5 protein-coding genes are annotated in these 17,606 nt (G+C 43.0%); all 5 read right to left on the reverse strand.

All coding sequences use genetic code 11. The features are described from left to right. Positions 1-421: 421 nt before the first annotated feature. From BUB18_RS13380 to BUB18_RS13400, 5 genes are read right to left on the reverse strand one after another with little or no spacing between them, the layout of a single operon-like run. Positions 422-8,614 carry an RHS repeat-associated core domain-containing protein gene (locus BUB18_RS13380; RefSeq protein WP_143159943.1) on the reverse strand — a complete coding sequence of 2,731 codons (8,193 nt, stop codon included), beginning with the start codon at positions 8,612-8,614 and terminating at the stop codon, positions 422-424. An 18-nt stretch (positions 8,615-8,632) separates the two neighbouring features. Beyond that, a complete protein-coding gene (locus BUB18_RS13385) occupies positions 8,633-9,415 on the reverse strand; it encodes a hypothetical protein (protein WP_073081651.1) in 783 nt (260 codons plus the stop codon). A gap of 6 nt (positions 9,416-9,421) precedes the next feature. Beyond that, positions 9,422-15,982, reverse strand: coding sequence for a hypothetical protein (locus BUB18_RS13390; protein ID WP_073081654.1), 6,561 nt, complete (start codon positions 15,980-15,982; stop codon positions 9,422-9,424). Further along, positions 15,979-16,515 (reverse strand): hypothetical protein, encoded by a 537-nt coding sequence (locus BUB18_RS13395; RefSeq protein WP_073081656.1) that lies wholly within the window; start codon positions 16,513-16,515, stop codon positions 15,979-15,981. The genes BUB18_RS13390 and BUB18_RS13395 overlap by 4 nt, the downstream gene beginning before the upstream one ends. A gap of 2 nt (positions 16,516-16,517) precedes the next feature. After that, positions 16,518-17,558: a DUF928 domain-containing protein gene (locus BUB18_RS13400; RefSeq protein WP_143159944.1), complete on the reverse strand. Its 1,041-nt coding sequence runs from the start codon at positions 17,556-17,558 to the stop codon at positions 16,518-16,520. Between the last annotated feature and the right edge of the window lie 48 nt (positions 17,559-17,606).

The raw sequence follows: 17,606 nt of genomic DNA on the forward strand, positions 1-17,606 counted from the left end.
CCAAACTAATTACTGCATCGCTATCCCTTTTTAATATTCAACATAATAAATCCCTTTCTCTAATACTATTTTTTTGTATCCATTTCTTTTTTCACTTTTAGTTGGTGAGCAAGAGGAATAGTCAAAACTTAGTTCCTTTCCTTTACTTAGTATTGATTTAAATCCGATGCTGAATCTTATGAGACTATCTCTATTAAAATAAATTCCTATAATTTTCTTCTCTCGTATAAATTTTGATACCGTCGAATCAGGCGCATTACTTAACACATAGGTATCATTTTTTGTAAACCCATAATGGTAGTTGTGCATTACTATGTATTGCGCCATTTTTTTATAATCAATCAAGTCCTTAAATTTTCTATTTGTAAAACTTGCAGAATTAGGAGTTTGACAACTCCAAAAGATAAGAAAACAAAATGACTTAGTGAATCTGATCTTTTTCAAGTTTAGTTTTAAGCTCATCGCTGAATTTTTGTTTTGAATCTTGAGTTACAGGTAGATTTTCCGCTGCTCTTATGTGAGGGTCCGTAAACTCCTCTCCTCGTTTATTTTGTTTCAGTGCCTGCATTATCTTTCCTAAGAAACTAAACCCTTTACCTATAGCTCCGATCCTTGATGTACTAGCAAGTCCTGATACAGCATCACCTTCTGCCTGATATTTTTCATATTCTATATTCCCAATTTTACCTGCAGCTTGTAATGCTTCCAATTTTTTATAGAGTTTTGATTTTGGCGAAAGAGGCGATCCTGCCAACACCAAATTATCAATTTTGAACCCCTCCTCTAACCCAAATTTGGTAGGGTCTTCCACCATAGCAATTGCAGCTTGTCCTGCAGTAACACTCCCTTGACTTGTTGCCAGTATATTCATTTGCTCACCTTCTTTTAAAGGATTTTGCTGCAAATCTGCTACGATTGATTTTATCATCATCATAGCTCGTTTGTCCTTCGTAACATTGAGGGCCGGGCGCTGCCCATGCCAAGCAACATATCCCATGTCTGCCAAGCGCCCTCCCATAGAACCTTGAATTGTTTTTGAATAGGTATTATATGCCTGTAAATAAGGTTTAAGGGATGAAGGAATACCTTCAGACTCCCTAGCATAACGGCTATTACCATCATCTCCTTTTGAAGCATTGTATCCTAAACCAGGAACAAAATAAATTCTCTTACCATCAGGGTCTACAAAAATTATTGGATTGTTGCCAAACCCCGTATATGGAGACAATGATGGATACTCTTTAAATGCAAGGTCCGTACTCAACCACTTTCCAATCCTAGGATCATATAGTCTTGCCCCAAAATCCAAACTGTTCCCTTCACCCTTCACCTCATTATCATTCTCCTTCCCATTAAACCCATATCTATACCTTTCTCCTCCCAAATTCCACGCTGCACCATCCATCTGCGCTCCAAACGGTGTGTAATCATTCTGGTTATATACAATTGCATCAGCACCATTCTTGGTATCTGAAATGGTAGCCAGCACATTGCCCAAATGATTCGTTAGCTCATAGCGCTTTCTGTTCGCCTGGCCCCATAATAACGGTGCATTACCAGCAACACCGCTACCTACCTGCATATCCGGCTTCCACACGCCTAAACGACTACTACCATAAAGATACTGCTCTTTCCAATATGTATTGTTATCGCCATTCTGATTCCCATATGTAGCCAATAGTTGGCCCTGTGCATCCCGGAGGTACCAGGTACGTTGTACTCCACCGGAGGTAGCAGGATAAAACTCCTTATATATCCTGTTACCAGCTGCATCGTATTTATAATTTACCGTGCCGTTAGCGGATACCAGCGTTTTTATCTTACCGTATGCATTCCATTGAATAGTAGTATTTAATCCATTCGACGGATCAAGGGTAAGATTACCAATCTTATCATACACAAAGTTACCGGTCATGTTATCCACGTCCGTGGCATAGTCATTGTCCGCAACTTCATCCGTAACACGCAATAGCTTATTAGACAACAGATTATTCCCCTCTTTCTCATATACATAGGTCAGCCTGTCCATTGCCAGGTGTGCATCATCCGCACCATTACGGCTAAGCGTAAGAATATTTCCATTACCGTCATAAGTGTAGTCTTCCCCGTTACGGTTACTGCCGATCTGACTAGCGCCCCAATTGCTGATACCTCCCGACAAATTATGCCGGCGCATTGCACGAATTCTGTTTAATACATCATATCTGTAAGAGTATCCCACCGGCGAACCTCCGCTGATATTGCTCAGTGCACTGGTGATTCTGCTGATATTTCCATTAAACAAATTATAACCAGTTATATCACCTGGCGCCGACTGGTAACTAAGCTCCGGATTCAGCCCGGTAATAGACTTATAATCACCAGTGAAATAGTCCAGCGTATAACCCATTACATCCTTTGAAATCGGACTGGTCAGCCCATTTCCACCATCTCCTCCTGCATCCTGCTGCGGATCCAGCACAGCACCGTTAATCATCTTCAGCCAACCCTGTATAGTATAAACATAATCCATACCCTGCACCCCATTCTCACCAATAATAGTTCTGGCGAGTGGACCATGGAGATAGTACCTGTAAGTCGCATCCGTAGCTCCTGACTCTATCTCCCAGCCATCTCCTTTGTGTGAAACACCTGTGATAGCAGCGATAAGCCGATTTTCAGCGTCGTATTTGTAATTGTAGAAAAACTGATCCGGCTTGCCAAACTGGTAACGCAAACTATTTACCTTTCCACTTACGAGGTCATAATTATACTCCAGCTTCTTCATCTCTCCTAAACCAAATACTTTCTGCCACAGCGTTTTAACATTACCAGCTATATCATAGCTATAATAGGTAACAGATTCCTCACTACCGGCCGACTCACGGAAGCTGGTTGCTGAAACTCTTTTACGCAGGTTATCCTGGGGGTAGGTTGTTTGATCCGGCAATACGGGAAAATCGTAATAGGTGTGTGTGATCTGCGCATTTGTTCCTCCTACAGCGGCAATAGCCATCCCTGACAGGAAGTCTGGCGATGCCAGTACACTTCCTCCGGATCGTTCACCTACCTCCATTACCCTGCTCAGGTTGTCATAGGTGGTATAGCTATATTTACCCGGAAACTGCTGCTGTTCCGCATTTGCTGAAAATACAAGGCGCCCGGTATAATCATACCAAAACCGGCTCTCATGCGCATCGGGTGTAAACTGCCTTGAAACCTGCCCCAGGGAATTAAATACATAGTCAGACTTAAGCCTGTGCGCTGGATAAATACCACCTGTGTACCCGGTTACAGATCCATCAGGCTGTTGAGTAGGCAAACCATCCGTACTGGTAGTGTTTAACCTGCTCCATTGCACCAGATTATTACTGAGTGCGGCAACATAAGACGGCGCCAATCCCATACAGATTTCATCTGCATTAGCGGCGATCTCGTTAGCAGCGAGCAAACGGTTATACACCCTCATCTGCCGTAGCATGCCGAGGTCAGTAGTAAACGTAGCCGGATCAGGTGTAACCTCAAATCCAAGCGGAGGGGGAGGGGCATTGTTCACAGCCTGTAAGAGCACTCCATTCATGTACACGGATATGCTACTTCCATCAGACAGATTGCTTCCCTGTAACACAACATGATTGAAAGGTCTTGCTGCGAAGTCCGGCCCAAGCCCAACCGTTATTGTACTACCATTAATGATTTCTACTTCGTTTGCATTAGGAAAGGAAAGCCTGTAAATGGTAACATCCATGTAATTTCCATACATCACCATGGTAACATAAGCCTTATTTCCTGCCACAGTAGCAAACTGAATCGGGTCCTTTGACCCCGTTACCCACATCTCCAACGATTGATTATTATTGGTAACCGCATTCCCAAGCGCATTCAGGGCAACTGTTTGATCCGTATTCTGCAAAGGTCCTCCGTAATTACAATTCGCACCTGCATCCCTTGCATTGCGAATGTAGTCCAGCTGTACCTGATCCTCTATTAATTGCACCCCGGCAGGAGGAACCGTTCTTACTAATGATCCCGCCTGGTCATAGTAATAAAGTGTAAAATGATAATTTTGAAAAGTAGTAGCATAGGCCGCATTTGCCTTCACGGCACTACAAACAGACACATACCTGTTACGGAAATCCTTTCGGACAGAATCAATATAAACAGCATATTGCCGCTTGGCACCTTCCACTGCTCCATCTACCAGATCAAACATACATTGGTAAGGGCTCACCTTTACTGCATCATATACTGGTTTATTGCAAATACTGACATTGGGATCTCCAAGAGAGTTTTGGATATAATCCAGGTAATCAGTAGCTGATAAGGAAAATCCCCAAAGCTGATTCAAATAATTCGTCACTACTAATTCATAATTCTCATCTGACGGATCCAACGAACCAGAAATTTGATTCGTTAAATCATCCATCGCTACTTGCAAATCTGCGCCAGTTACGCAGCCAATCGCCGGCCCATCAAGAAATACCGGCAGTTCTATTTCACGATCCAGCATAAACCGGCAGTTTCCACATCCTTTCATTAACACAGCCAGCTCCGCAGGGGTTATTGTCATCGCCTCCTTGTACATACCATCCAGATAGTCATACAATTTATCGGGATCATCTGTTCCGGCGGCATTTTTCAATACCTCCAGCTTGTCACATATAGAAGAATTTGTCTTTACAATGGACCGCCGCACCGTTTGACCCGGCAATGCATAGGTATAAAATGCATCCGTTAGCCACGGATTATAATCAATTGTAAAGGGATCACCATTAGTCATACGCTTTAATACCTGTGCCATCGATTCGTCCCCATCTGCTGTAGCCAAACCAGGTTTTGTAGTCGACGATCCAAATGCATGCTCCAGATCGCCCCCCTTAACACACACTTCCAGCAATTTAGCACGCAGGTCCGCCCGCACCTGAGCACTCATATTTAGATACCTGTCCGAAGAAGAAAGCTTGGAAATAAATGAATCCACATTTACTTCACACACACGTGAAAGCTGCCTCTGCAATGTATCTGCCACAATCAGATTATACTCTTCCGGATCTGTAACCTGTAATAATGGCGTGCCCAGGTTACCTACTCTTGATTGCTTACGTAATAAAACCGGGTCACAACTTTCTGCCATTGGCTGAGGCGTACTTTTACAATAGGCAATCGAGCAAATTAAGGGTATACCGCCTTCCGGAGCAGGTGCGATTCTGGGGCCTGTAAACGTGAGTGTACCAGGCGATTGCCAGGTAAATTCAGCAAGATTCAACGGAAAATCATATCCTGATCCGGGATCAGGTGACACCTTTATTAATACACGTACTCCCGGTCTGAGATTGCCTGGTAAGGCCTTGGTTACGGTAACAGTATAGTTATTCTGATCAGCATTATAGTTAGCAGTAAAATAGCTGTCCTGTAAGTCATTACATTGTAATCCTCCGGCATCTGCCACTGTTTCATTGCCGCCACCTACTTTACACTTTCCAACGCAAAAGCCTAAAGAAACTTTCAGCTTATCATAATAATACTGTTTCCTCTCCAGGTAATAATTTAAGTACTGCTGGTACTCCATATCTGGTATCCGGCATTCATCCGACGGAAAACAATCATTCCAGGCTTCAATGGCAGTAGGAGCAGGATTGCTGTTTGTAGTAGCAGTAGTATCCGCACAATACAGCATATAATCCACAAAAGCAGAAATGTTTTTGTCAACACCTCCACTATTGGTTAACTGTAATACCTTTGAAGAATAATTAGTCAGGTCATCCATGAACTCATTAGCCCATGGTGCACCAGCTCCCGTAAAAAACGGATCGGCACTAAAAAGCCATAAGGGATCAGTATTGCTATACTGGATATCCTTCAGCGCCCCCTGCAAATCATTTACAGTCGTATACACTTCCGACAATCGCTGATCCCAGGCTTTATCACTGCTTACTACATTGCAAAACTGGTACTCACAATACTCGGGGTGATAAACCACAAACTTGTCCCCCCATTGTGGCTGCCAGTATTGCTGTAACATCAAAAGCGTAAAATCAGGACTGTTGGGATATAATGTTACTGTATCGTTCAGCTGGATTTTATTCTGTTCATATTCGGCCTGCGAAGCCGAAGTTGGAAATACTGTGCGCCAGTATGTATTGACAACGTTTACAGAAGGATCTATTGCCACACCAGCGTTATCAAACAGCGCATATTGTCCGCCCGGAGTTACATCAGCAATCAGCAATTGACGTAGTCGCTCACATGGCGATGGCATACAGGACAACTGCAAAGCCTGACAATTATCCAGTAATGCACTATATAAACCCTGTGCCCATGAATTAAAAGCAGCCTCTTGTCCACCAAAACTTACTCCATTCCGCTGTACACGCATGCTAAGAGCTGTTGTAAATTCCGCCATGCTGCCCAACGCCTCTCTACAGGTAGTACATTGAGAAAAACAGCCTGCAAAGTTTTCCCGCTTTAATTGCTCTATTACAAATTGCAACTGTGTTTTCAGGTTAGTGTTACGCGCAATAAAATCATCCGTATAATCTTCGATTACATTTTTATTAAGCGCCAGCTCTACAGTAATGTCATATTCTCCTACCTTATTAACGGGTACAGTTATAATTTTGTCCGTAACCCCTGTTTTGCTGCAATCTGATAACTTACTACCAATAGATACGTTAGACTGGTTTACTATCACATTACCACAATCATCGGTAACCTTTACACTTAAGTCATAGTAGCAATTACTACATATTGTAACATTATTTTCCTGGTACTTCTTTACCAGGTCGGGTACATTCACTAAAATTGTATCTGTAATAAAAGGGATTGCAGCCAGATGCGTAGCATGAGCGCTCAGTTTCAGCAATTGTGGTTCAAACCGGAATTGCTGTGGAGAAAACATTGAAAACCGGATTCTTTTAGGTGCAGGTCTGTCAACCAACGGCAGAAGGGAAGTATCCGGATTAGTTCCTGCCAACGCGGTAGCAACTACTTTACCGGCACTATTCAAATAAGATATAGACACCTGCCCGTTTGGGTCAATTGTCATGTTCTTTAAATAGTGATCAGCATAACCGGCATCATTTCCAAAGAGCATGTCCAATTCCCATTGGGCTGGCTTTCCATAATACATCCGTGTGCTGCGATTAGTAAGTGGATTAGTATTATCAGGCTGTAATGTGAAACCGGTGCTTCCCTGCATACTCACCCTTCCGGTATTATCAGCTGTATAAGTGCTTACAGCTATCGGATAACCCTCCGCATCCGGAATACTTTTCCTGAACATATCGGTTGTTATATCATTATTTACCGAGTAATACCGGGCCGCTCCGCTACTGCTACTGAGTGGATCAGGTTTTACAATACAGGTCCCTGTTTCGCCTTTCAGTACATTCTGCCAGGAATAAGGCTGTAAAGATTGATTCAGATTAAATTTCGGATAGTAATGCAAATTACCATCTGTAGTCGGTGCAGGCAATATTTTTGCCACTTCTCGTCCGTATGCATCATAAACACTTTCCTGCACAACTGCTTTCTGATCTGAAGTATTTAAAGTTACTGCCTGCCTATTCCGAAGTGTTCCATCCAAAAATGTCACCACCTCTTTCCGTTTGCCTTCTTCTGCATATGTGGCCGAATATTGCCAGTTAAATGCAGGTTCAAACCAGGTGACGCCATTGGCAGCAGTAAGTACTGCAGGTACTATAGCGCTATTGATATTAAGCTTATAAATCCACGGCCCTTCCTCCCGGTAACCACTACTCTCATCCACGGTTCGTACACGGGTAAGCAGGTATTGATGCGCCTGGATAAGCGGTATAGTATACGTATTACCCTGAGTTGTAATACGGGTACTGTTATTCTTAAACATTGCAGCCAGTACAGCATCAGCAGGTGAAGCTCCGGCTGCCTGGAGTATCGCGCCATTATCTGATTCCTCATCTACAAAAGTCCATTCCAAATCTACCAGCTGCGAACTTACAACACCATCCCATACTACAGTAATGGTATTGGATGGCGCCAACGTATTTTGAAAACTACTGGCTGTTGCCATCTTCAAAGACTGACTGGAGTTACCAGTTGTATTCACCAGTTTAGGAGAGAGAGAGGTTTTCTCATCAGGTAGATAGTCCCTTACCACCACAATTTCAGCATTTAGGTAAAACAAGGGGGGCACCTCTTCCAGCTCTTTGCAGGTAAAATCATTGACTGTCACCTTAACTTTGTAAGCATTTGCAAAACGATATTGATCAAAATCCTGATAAATATTACCTGCAACCGAATCATAATTGATCCGGAGTTTGGTATGTGGCAACGTAATCGGCAAATCCTGATCAGGCCCACTCCAATACTCAATCTTAATATCGGCCTCACAAGAAAAGGATTTAAGATTTCTGAATGTAGTGTCCTTCCGCAACCCCAATGTGACTACATTTAACACACTTTTATTGCGAATTAGTTTCCAGTCATACCCCGGGTTTTGAAATTTTTCATCTTTGACTATCAGTGTATCACCCTTCCGGATAGTTCCCTGAATTTTTTGCTGATAGGGTTCTATAGCCGCATGGCCTTTCGTTACAAACAAAAGAAGGCAGGCCAGCATAATTAAATTGAACAGGTATAGTGCAGATTTTTTCACAGGAAAAATTTGGAGTTGCTAATTTTTGTCAATCAACTGATAATTCTCGTATTCAGGTGATGGCCTGTAATTATTTTTCGTACCGGTCAGATACTTATTTTTCTTAAAAAGCTGATTATCTGCCTGATCATAGGTCCATTCCTTAATAGAGCATTCATAGATCTTATCCGTAAGAGTGTCCAGGGGTCGATCCAGATCAGTAAGACGCATTTTAATTGCGGTAATTATGCCCGTAGAAAAATCTGCCTGGTATTCGTATAATTTGCAATACACGTGATTACTGCATTCCAACCGAACCCTTGTACCCTGAGCCAAAGTATCCATATGGAATAAATAGTTATCTTTCTCCCAGCTACCCACAATAGCATAATCGGGAAATCCTGTAGGCACCTCAATCTTTTTGGGTCCTGAAACAATAATTTGTTTGCCAGGATGATCTATTAGAATATAAACATCCTTTAGCGCAATCATTTCAGTTCCATCTGCGGCGTAATAACACTCATTGTTTCTCCGGCAATAGTAAAATGGCAGACTGCCGGATGATGCAGAGTCAGCTGGGTCTGTATAATTTATATTTCCGGAGATAATCATGCGATCGCTGGCCAGGGCACGCTTGAATAAAGTAGTCAGCTGCTTCAACACTTGCTTCTCCTTGGGATTATATGAGAAAGCTGGTTGATCACTTTTTACAGTGTCACGTACAGTCAGCGAGTACCATGGTCTTCTTGCAGCAAATGCAATTGCAGCCGCCATCAACAGCAATATAGGAACCAGAAATATTAACCTTATCTTTTTGAACATAATACCTTAATTTTTCTTCAGAACAGTACGTGTTTCTTTTAGTGTCATAATTCCCCGGTCAGTTTCTTTCTTTACACGAATAAGCACACCTTCATCGTCATACTCATAAAAAGTGGCGAAATTATTTTCGTCCATCGTACCCATAAGCCGAAGCGTTTTAGCATCATAGGCATAAGTTTGTACAACGGCATCCACTGGATAAATACGTATATCATCTATAAGCATATTTCCGGCAGGGCCGATTACCAAATTGAAAATCCCCGTAGCATCAGTTTTAAATTCAATCTCTACCAGTTTCCAACCTTCAACTGTGGCCTTGTGGGAAATTGGTTGTTGCTCATCATTTATATAAACCGGTAAATAAGGAATATCAGCAGCCGGCTGATTATCCTTCACCCAAACACTGAATACATAACTCTTATTTGGCATCGGCTGAAACCCAGCAGGGTAAAGATTTTTATCTACCTTAACCCGGTATTGCCCCTGCGCATCAATGTCCATATACTTACCATATCCAGGTTCATGCTCCCTGCTATGAATAGGAGCAGATAGTGATATTCGCCTGTTCAACTTGAAGCAGTAGTTTCCGGAATGAGCGTCACTGCTATTCAGGCAGTTGGAATAATCCGGCATAACTTCGGGAATACTGAAGTTATCTTTTGCACAGTTACCACCAACACTACAAAGTGTGTTATAATTATAATCTTCGAACCCATCATAAAAAACCTCTCTTCTCATGGCATTCGAGGCTACGGCTGTAGACATGCTTCCTTTGTACCCATATAACGCACTGCTATAACGGAGTAAGGCGTCCTTGTTTTCCTGCTCCTGCCCATACTTGTCATATGACGTAACATAACGGCTCGTAATCCAATGGCTATCTGTGTTATTCCCAATCCATCCACCATTCACTATATCAAAGTACCAGTACGGCTGAAAAGAATTATAGTACCCTCCTGTACGGAGCCACCCTGTTTCCTGCTTAGCTCCGGCGATTCCCTGGTCATTTCTGTTTACTAAATAAGTTTTTTCAGCAGCAACACGCCAGTTTCCTAACATACCGGCAACGTATGGATTGAGAGCAGGGGTATAACTTGTACTATCACATATGAGGTCACCACAAATAGCTGCAGGTAGCGGACCACAACGGTAACGGGCTCTTTCCAGCACCCAACCGCGACTGTATATCATGGTATTATATGGCTTTCCCCGGAGTAAATCTGCTGTACTGAAAACTATTGTGCTATTAATGTCAAGGATGGAAGTAAGTAGCTCCTCCGGAGTCGCTTGATACAATTCCACCCCGCATGTGCCATTGCCTGTCCCATTCAGCGTGGCAATCCGAAGGGTATGCTTCCCTGCAGGAATGTTGACAAATTGAAGATGCCAGTAATTGTAGGTGTCTGCATTAGGCACAACTACAGCAGCAGTATCAAGCAAGACCGTGCCATCTATGGATATACTGCCAATATCGTCAAACCCGAATCCCAATCCATAAGTCCCTGCATATGGCAAGTCTATGCAGGTTTCTATCACCATCCATTTATTTACATTCGGATTTCCGGGTGGCTCCTTTATCCATATACCCACGTTATTAAGTTTACCACAATATGGAGTTGATGTACAGGCACCTCCCCAATAATCATTCTGAATATCAAGTCCAGAACCGTCCCATATTACCCCATTTTGCCCATACGCCGTACTTTGGGCGCCGGGCCTAAGCTCCAGCAAACTATCAGAGTCAAAATCAGCCAGCTTATAACAGGTGGTACCATCGGATGATGGTATATAGCCTTCCGGGCAGTTGCACTGTTTGGCTCCCCATTCCTCTTCATATAAAACTGCGGAGGCATTTATAACTTTATAAGCTGACAAATCTCCACCTGTCAATACCTGCAACCTATTACCAGCAACTGGATTTTTGAGACAGACGATGGACTCTGCACCGGCATCAGTCAGATTCCTGTAACCAGATCTCACTATTTTTATGCTACCGTTATAGCTTGCGACTATATTACCCGTAGCATTTATCAATCTTAAAGCCGGAACCCCGCTGCCATTTAATGCCGTATTAATTACCCAATAGCGTTGCCCATCCGATAGACTCAACAACTCATCTCCTGATTTTAATATACCAGTACCGGTACTGGTAATTACCCCATTTGCATTTGTTTGAAAGTTTGTAATGACTGTATTTATATTTTTATAGGCTCCACCCATAGATGCGTACTTCCAATAGGCCGGCATAGTAATACTGTAAACCGGATCATTGAATTCATTTGTAGTTGAGGTAACTATTGGCGCACCTGTGTTTCGGTCGAATACCAGATTGGTAGTAGTAGCGGAAGATCCATTAATCGTTTTAACAACGTGATCCAATATGCCTGTTTGTTCTATAACCTTCAAGGTGGAGGCTGACCTGAATAAACGATAACTATCATTTTCATTACGCGGCCAGTGGGGAATAGGGATAGCAAACCATAAAATGGGTATAACGTCCATCCCTATCTGAATACTGGTACCTATGTTACTCGTTTCCGCCTCACGTACGTCTGTAACCAGTTCCACCTCCCGTCCGAGTACTTCTGCCGTGTGGAGGCTACCATTTTCATCTACAGTAGTGACCTTATTATTGAGCTGCAATTTATCCCCATCCAGGGGATCAGACTTATAGTAACTGACAACAGATGATATTTCAGCACCGGCACGATTAAATACTCTTTCTGCCTTGGGCTTACCATGCATATCATTGACCATTACAACATATCCCTGCGACATCACTAACTGATAAATCTGTGATCCCTTGGCAAAAGAAGCCTTACCTGATGGTCCTACCTGTCTTACTTCAGGACGCTCCTGTTGCTTCACTATTACCGGGTAATCCTTCGCTGTATAAAATTCATGCTGCACCCGCCCTGTCAGCATAGCCGGATCCGGAGCCCCATTTGCATCCAGGTCACGTACGCTGACACATCTGTAACCTACAGATGCGCCGGGATACAGCGACTCTCCAAACGGTTCCTCCAGGTAGTAATAGTTAGTCAATGCTCCGCGTGAAGCCTGATTGTATGGCACTGGCATCCGAAGTGGATTCTCATCTCCACCAACATACGGCTCGTAAGCGGCTACACCGCTACTGATTTCCTTTCCATCTTCATTAATTGTATACGAATAGGCCTGACCATAGGCGGCATTGGCACCATTGTTACCTGTCATAGTATTCCACTCATCAGATATCCGAATACTTTTTACACGTGCAGCGCCGCCATATTTATGTCCGTCTGCCTTGACCAGTCTGGCAAAACTTCGACTCAAATCCACGTCGTTACAAAACCCACGTTTCTTTGCCCGCTCATTGAAGTTCATCCTGATCTCCGCCAGGTTACCAATAGCATTTACAAGGGCGGAAAGTGCAGGAATTATGGGTATAGAACTTTTAATACGATTCTTATATCCCGGATAGGCATACATGGGATAATCTAGTCGCATTCGCTGCCAGGCTGCCACCTGAAATGGGCTCGCCGTAACCCCGCCGGCAGTAACATCTTTTACTATGATATTAAAGGAGCCATCACCGTTGTCTTTTACTGCTGTCACTTCTGAATACGAGGGAATGATTTCGCAACGACTATCCTCATAAGTATTTGGTTTATCCGTCACGTTTATTTTTAACCTTGTATAAAATTCATTCCTTCCCCCTAAATAATCAGCTATAAAATATCTTAGTCTTTCCTGATCCGTAGTTCCACGTAAAGTGCCCGTCGCTGCTACCCTAACGCCATGACTACCCTGCAACGTCCACCTGTTCAAATTATCATTAATATGCTGGATGAAACCTAATACCTTCACCATAGCCATCGCCTTTCTGTCCTGTACGTAGGCATAATCACCCGATTCATAATCTATATCCACCACTCCGCCTGATGGCAAGGATATTCTCTTAAGATTCCATCCCTTCGCATTGCTGTTTGCTTTACTGGCATCCTGAATAACATATGGAAATTCATCATTCCGCATCTGTGAGAATGGCGTATTCTGATTATCCGAGAGTGGTTTATAGTTTCCCCATTTGTCCGACTGCAAGAAACCGTATCCACCGCTATTGTTATACTCAAATTCGTATTTATGATATTTCCCTTTTGTAGAAGAAGCATACTGAAAATACACCCGTTGCAAGGTAAGCTTACCCTTATTTTCCATAGAATTAGGCGTACCAGGGCAAACAGGATAATTTTGATCATATTCCAGCACTACCGTCTTGATTGGCTTTGTAAGATCTGATTTTGAATACAACACAATTTTTTTCAGATACCGCTGTTTTAAAGATGCATCTACATCTCCATAAAGATTTTTTACGCCTAAAGCATCGTTTCTGTCAGCAGTGATGAAATAAGCAATCTTTGTTTTAGTTTCAATAGAATGCAAATACCACAACTCTTTTGTTCCCGTTACAATATTTGCTCGATCGTCTTCCGGATCCGCATTTAATCCTCTGTGCAGTGTGGCATTTCCGGGACTCATCGGTGTTCGCCAGCGGAATTTATCCGTCAGTCGGGAATAATTAAATTTCACCGCATTCCCTGGATCATCATCTGTAATACCATTATTGGTTACATCAACATAATCAGGGCTATACATAGCAGACAACAGGTAAGTTGCCGCATATGCAGGCTGTTTGTCATGGTGGTAAAATTGATCTGTCGCTTTACTATATGCCAATATATCTTCTTTGTCACCAGTAGTACTGATCCCAACAAGACCCTGACTGTGATCTTCACGGGAAGGGTCTGCCGCTACAGTATATTCATCCTGCGAAATATTATATACAGGGATGCCATATACGGACCTCGCTCCTGCAGAGGAAGTAACAGTAAACATGGAGATATGGTGCCCCTGCCTGTAACCACCCAGGCGACTAATGGACTGCGCGGGTGCCGGTGAGCACGTAACAGGTTTAAAGCCATCTTCCAGTAATGGATAATTTGGAATAACCCGATTAACCGGAGATGCATATGCTTCCTTGTTTGTAAGAAAGGATACGGCGGTATTCCTAATCTGACGAGTTTCTTTCTTGAGCGTTCCGGCACTGGTAGCATAGGTTTTGGGATTCTTTAACTGTGCAAAAGTGCCATTTCCGTTTAAAGGTACTGACACTACATCATCTCCCTGCACCTTATTATCCCAGGCAGCCTCAGAGGCAACTAACTCACCATCCACCTTAAAATAGGCAGCTTCTTCACCGGGGTTAGCTGCATCATTCTTATAGTCGCCAATATTGAGAAAATTATTTTCATTTATCCATTTACCTGATTTATTAGAAACCTGTTGATTGTAGATGCTGACACCGCCATGTGCATATCCCCCTATACCAACATCACTTCCAGAGCTGTAATCCGCCGACCGGTCTTCAGCGTAAGCATCAAACACCACCGCCGAACCACCACCGTGCAACCTGAATTGCCCGCTGCCTCCCTGGCTCTCGAAAGAAAACACATCAGGTGTAAGTGAAGTAACCGGCAGATTGGGTAACTTGGGTATCACAGGATTATCTTTCTCTCTGAAAAAATCCATCACCGCATTTTTCTTTTTACTGCCCTTGTCTGCATATAAAAAACCAAAAGAAGGCGAAGATTTGTAACGGCTGATGAGCGATTGTTTATTCATAAAGCCTGTCATTCCCTGACTGCCGTAAATGGCATAATATACACCCCCCACCTCCGACGAAAAGCTGGCACTGGTATTCTGATACTCCATATTAATTTTGGGGCTGAAAGGCGGAGTATTAAAAATCCTTGTATCTGTAGCTGAAAGTGGTAAGGTCAATAATGAAAAACTCTTCCCTAATGTCATTGACTTCAATCCTTCCCGTGTATTATATGAAAGATTGGATGATAGTCCCATACCGGCACTCGTACGAGCATACTTGTCTAATTGTAATTGAAGGGAGGTTCCTGCATCAATGGTTACGCCGTCACTTGTACTCGACGTCACACCATACTTAAGTCCTGCGGTTAAACCACCGGAGGCGGCACCACCCAGGGTAAGCCCCGAATTAGCCCCTACTTCAGCTCCAAAACCTGTGTAGTTATTACAGAAGATGCCAATGCTAAGGGAACCACTGAGTTTTCCAATATCTCCACCTACCACCTCCACTCTCGCAGTCACTCGCCCGCCAACTGTAATATTATCAGCTGTGTAATGATCTGTCAAAATATTATCTCCGTTCATATCGTCCGGTACCCCTCTTAATTGCCGATTAATAGCGCCAGTACTCAAATTCCATCCAAGCCCCACCCAACTAGCCTCCTCATCAATTCCTGCTCCGGATGCATAATTGAGATTCACTGGAAAACCATCCACATCTAATAGCGGAACATTGTATTTAAATGCACCGGTAAACAAATTCACCATATCGGCAGTACCAGCCGGTTGAAACTGCGTGTGCTCCGGCTGCTTGGGGCCGGAAGTAAGGGCGGATGCGTACAATGGAAGGAGCAACTCTGAAGCCCACAAAAATAGAAAAAGTGCTGCAAGCGACTTTTTAGTGGTTTTTCTTTGTAATATCATAGGTGTTGACTAAGAGAATCTGATGCTGAAACGGATAAATAATCAATAGGGAATACTAGCCGGGTACTGGTATAAATCCAATCTTTATAAATCAACTGTAAGGGAATTGCCGTATTAATTGCAGGCCGTGCAAATGTGATGAGATAAGTAATTCCGCCTATGTTACCATTGGCTTCCCGCTCTGCCAGTAATGGAACGATAGTATCACCTTTCACAACCAGTTGAAACAATGAATCCAACCCAAAAGAGGCCTCTTTTTGCTCACCAAGTTTCTTTAACTTATCAATATCCTTACAGTTTACATTCACTTTAAATGTCAACTCCTGGTTATACTCACGACCATCATTTGGATGAACACTGGCAAGCCATCCGCTTGGCAGATAGGACATTCTCACGGTTACATCATGTACCTGCCTGGTTTGCAATAAACCAGATCCTTCCGCCGTGATTGCCTTTCGCAATGCTGCCCCATTTTCATGGCAGGACACCAGTATGGTATATACCAAAATCATTATTGCATTTTTTATCAACATGGCTATTTTTTAAATAGAAATCTTAATTGTTTATGCGATCCATCAGGTAAATGAACAGTAATGATGTAATAAGCACCATCCTGCATATATCTGTTTTCAGTTAGGTCAATTTCAATATGATTTTGACCATTCCGCAATTCTATTACCGGCAAATGTTTAACAACCTTATCAGGGGTTGTGAGGCTGGCTATTTCATAGCGTAACCGACTGCTGGCATAAATATTTTTGACCGCAAATCGTATATACCCATTAGATAAATAAAAGTTACCCTTTGCCAGATCATCTATATCCCGGTAACTTTCCGGCGTAACTGCCACACTATTGTCCTTGCATTTCACCGTAAACTCCCACATCTCGGAAGAAGCCAGCAACATGTCAGCCCTGTAGGCAGTAACCTGCCATACGTATTTCTGGCCTTCCGTTAATTCAGGAAGTGTAGGAGGGAAGTACAACATCGGACCATTTATAAATGATTGGTTTATTATCGGCATATTGTAACGAATTGCCTCCGCCTTACGCTGATCGGGCTTTATACTGGTCAGAATCAAACGATATTGCACCCCGGGAATAGCTGGTAGTAAAGGCTGCCAAAAGAAGTTAGGCCGTTTTTCGCATATCTTATCCTCATCCATGGGACTAGTCAGCACCAATGGCGAAAAGGGCTTTAAGGAATAATCAAAGCATTGCTGCCCCAAAGGCATTCCTCCTATATGTCCATTTCCATCCGTAACTTCAAAACAGTATTCATACTCAGCCTCTGCAAAAAAGCCCGCCTGTCGCAATACCGTAGCTATTTTATTGTCCCCGAACTGCAGGCTGGCATTATTTAAAATACCCGCAGGAAAAGCATTCACACCTGGCTGTAAATCCAACGCCGGAATCTTAACCGTTACAACTTTCCCTACCGAAGCTGCTGTTACAGTAATAGTTACAGATGCCCGCTGCCTGGCCGTAGCTGTACTATTGAACTTTGCTTGTAATAGTCCGTCCAGCGTCCGTCCCTGTAGCTCCGGAATAAAAATGGTAGTTACCTGCGCCATCATAAATACAGGTACACATACCAGCAGCAGGCATATTCCAAAAAATATCTT

This window comes from Chitinophaga jiangningensis (assembly GCF_900142605.1).
GTDB classification, from domain to species: Bacteria; Bacteroidota; Bacteroidia; order Chitinophagales; family Chitinophagaceae; genus Chitinophaga; species Chitinophaga jiangningensis.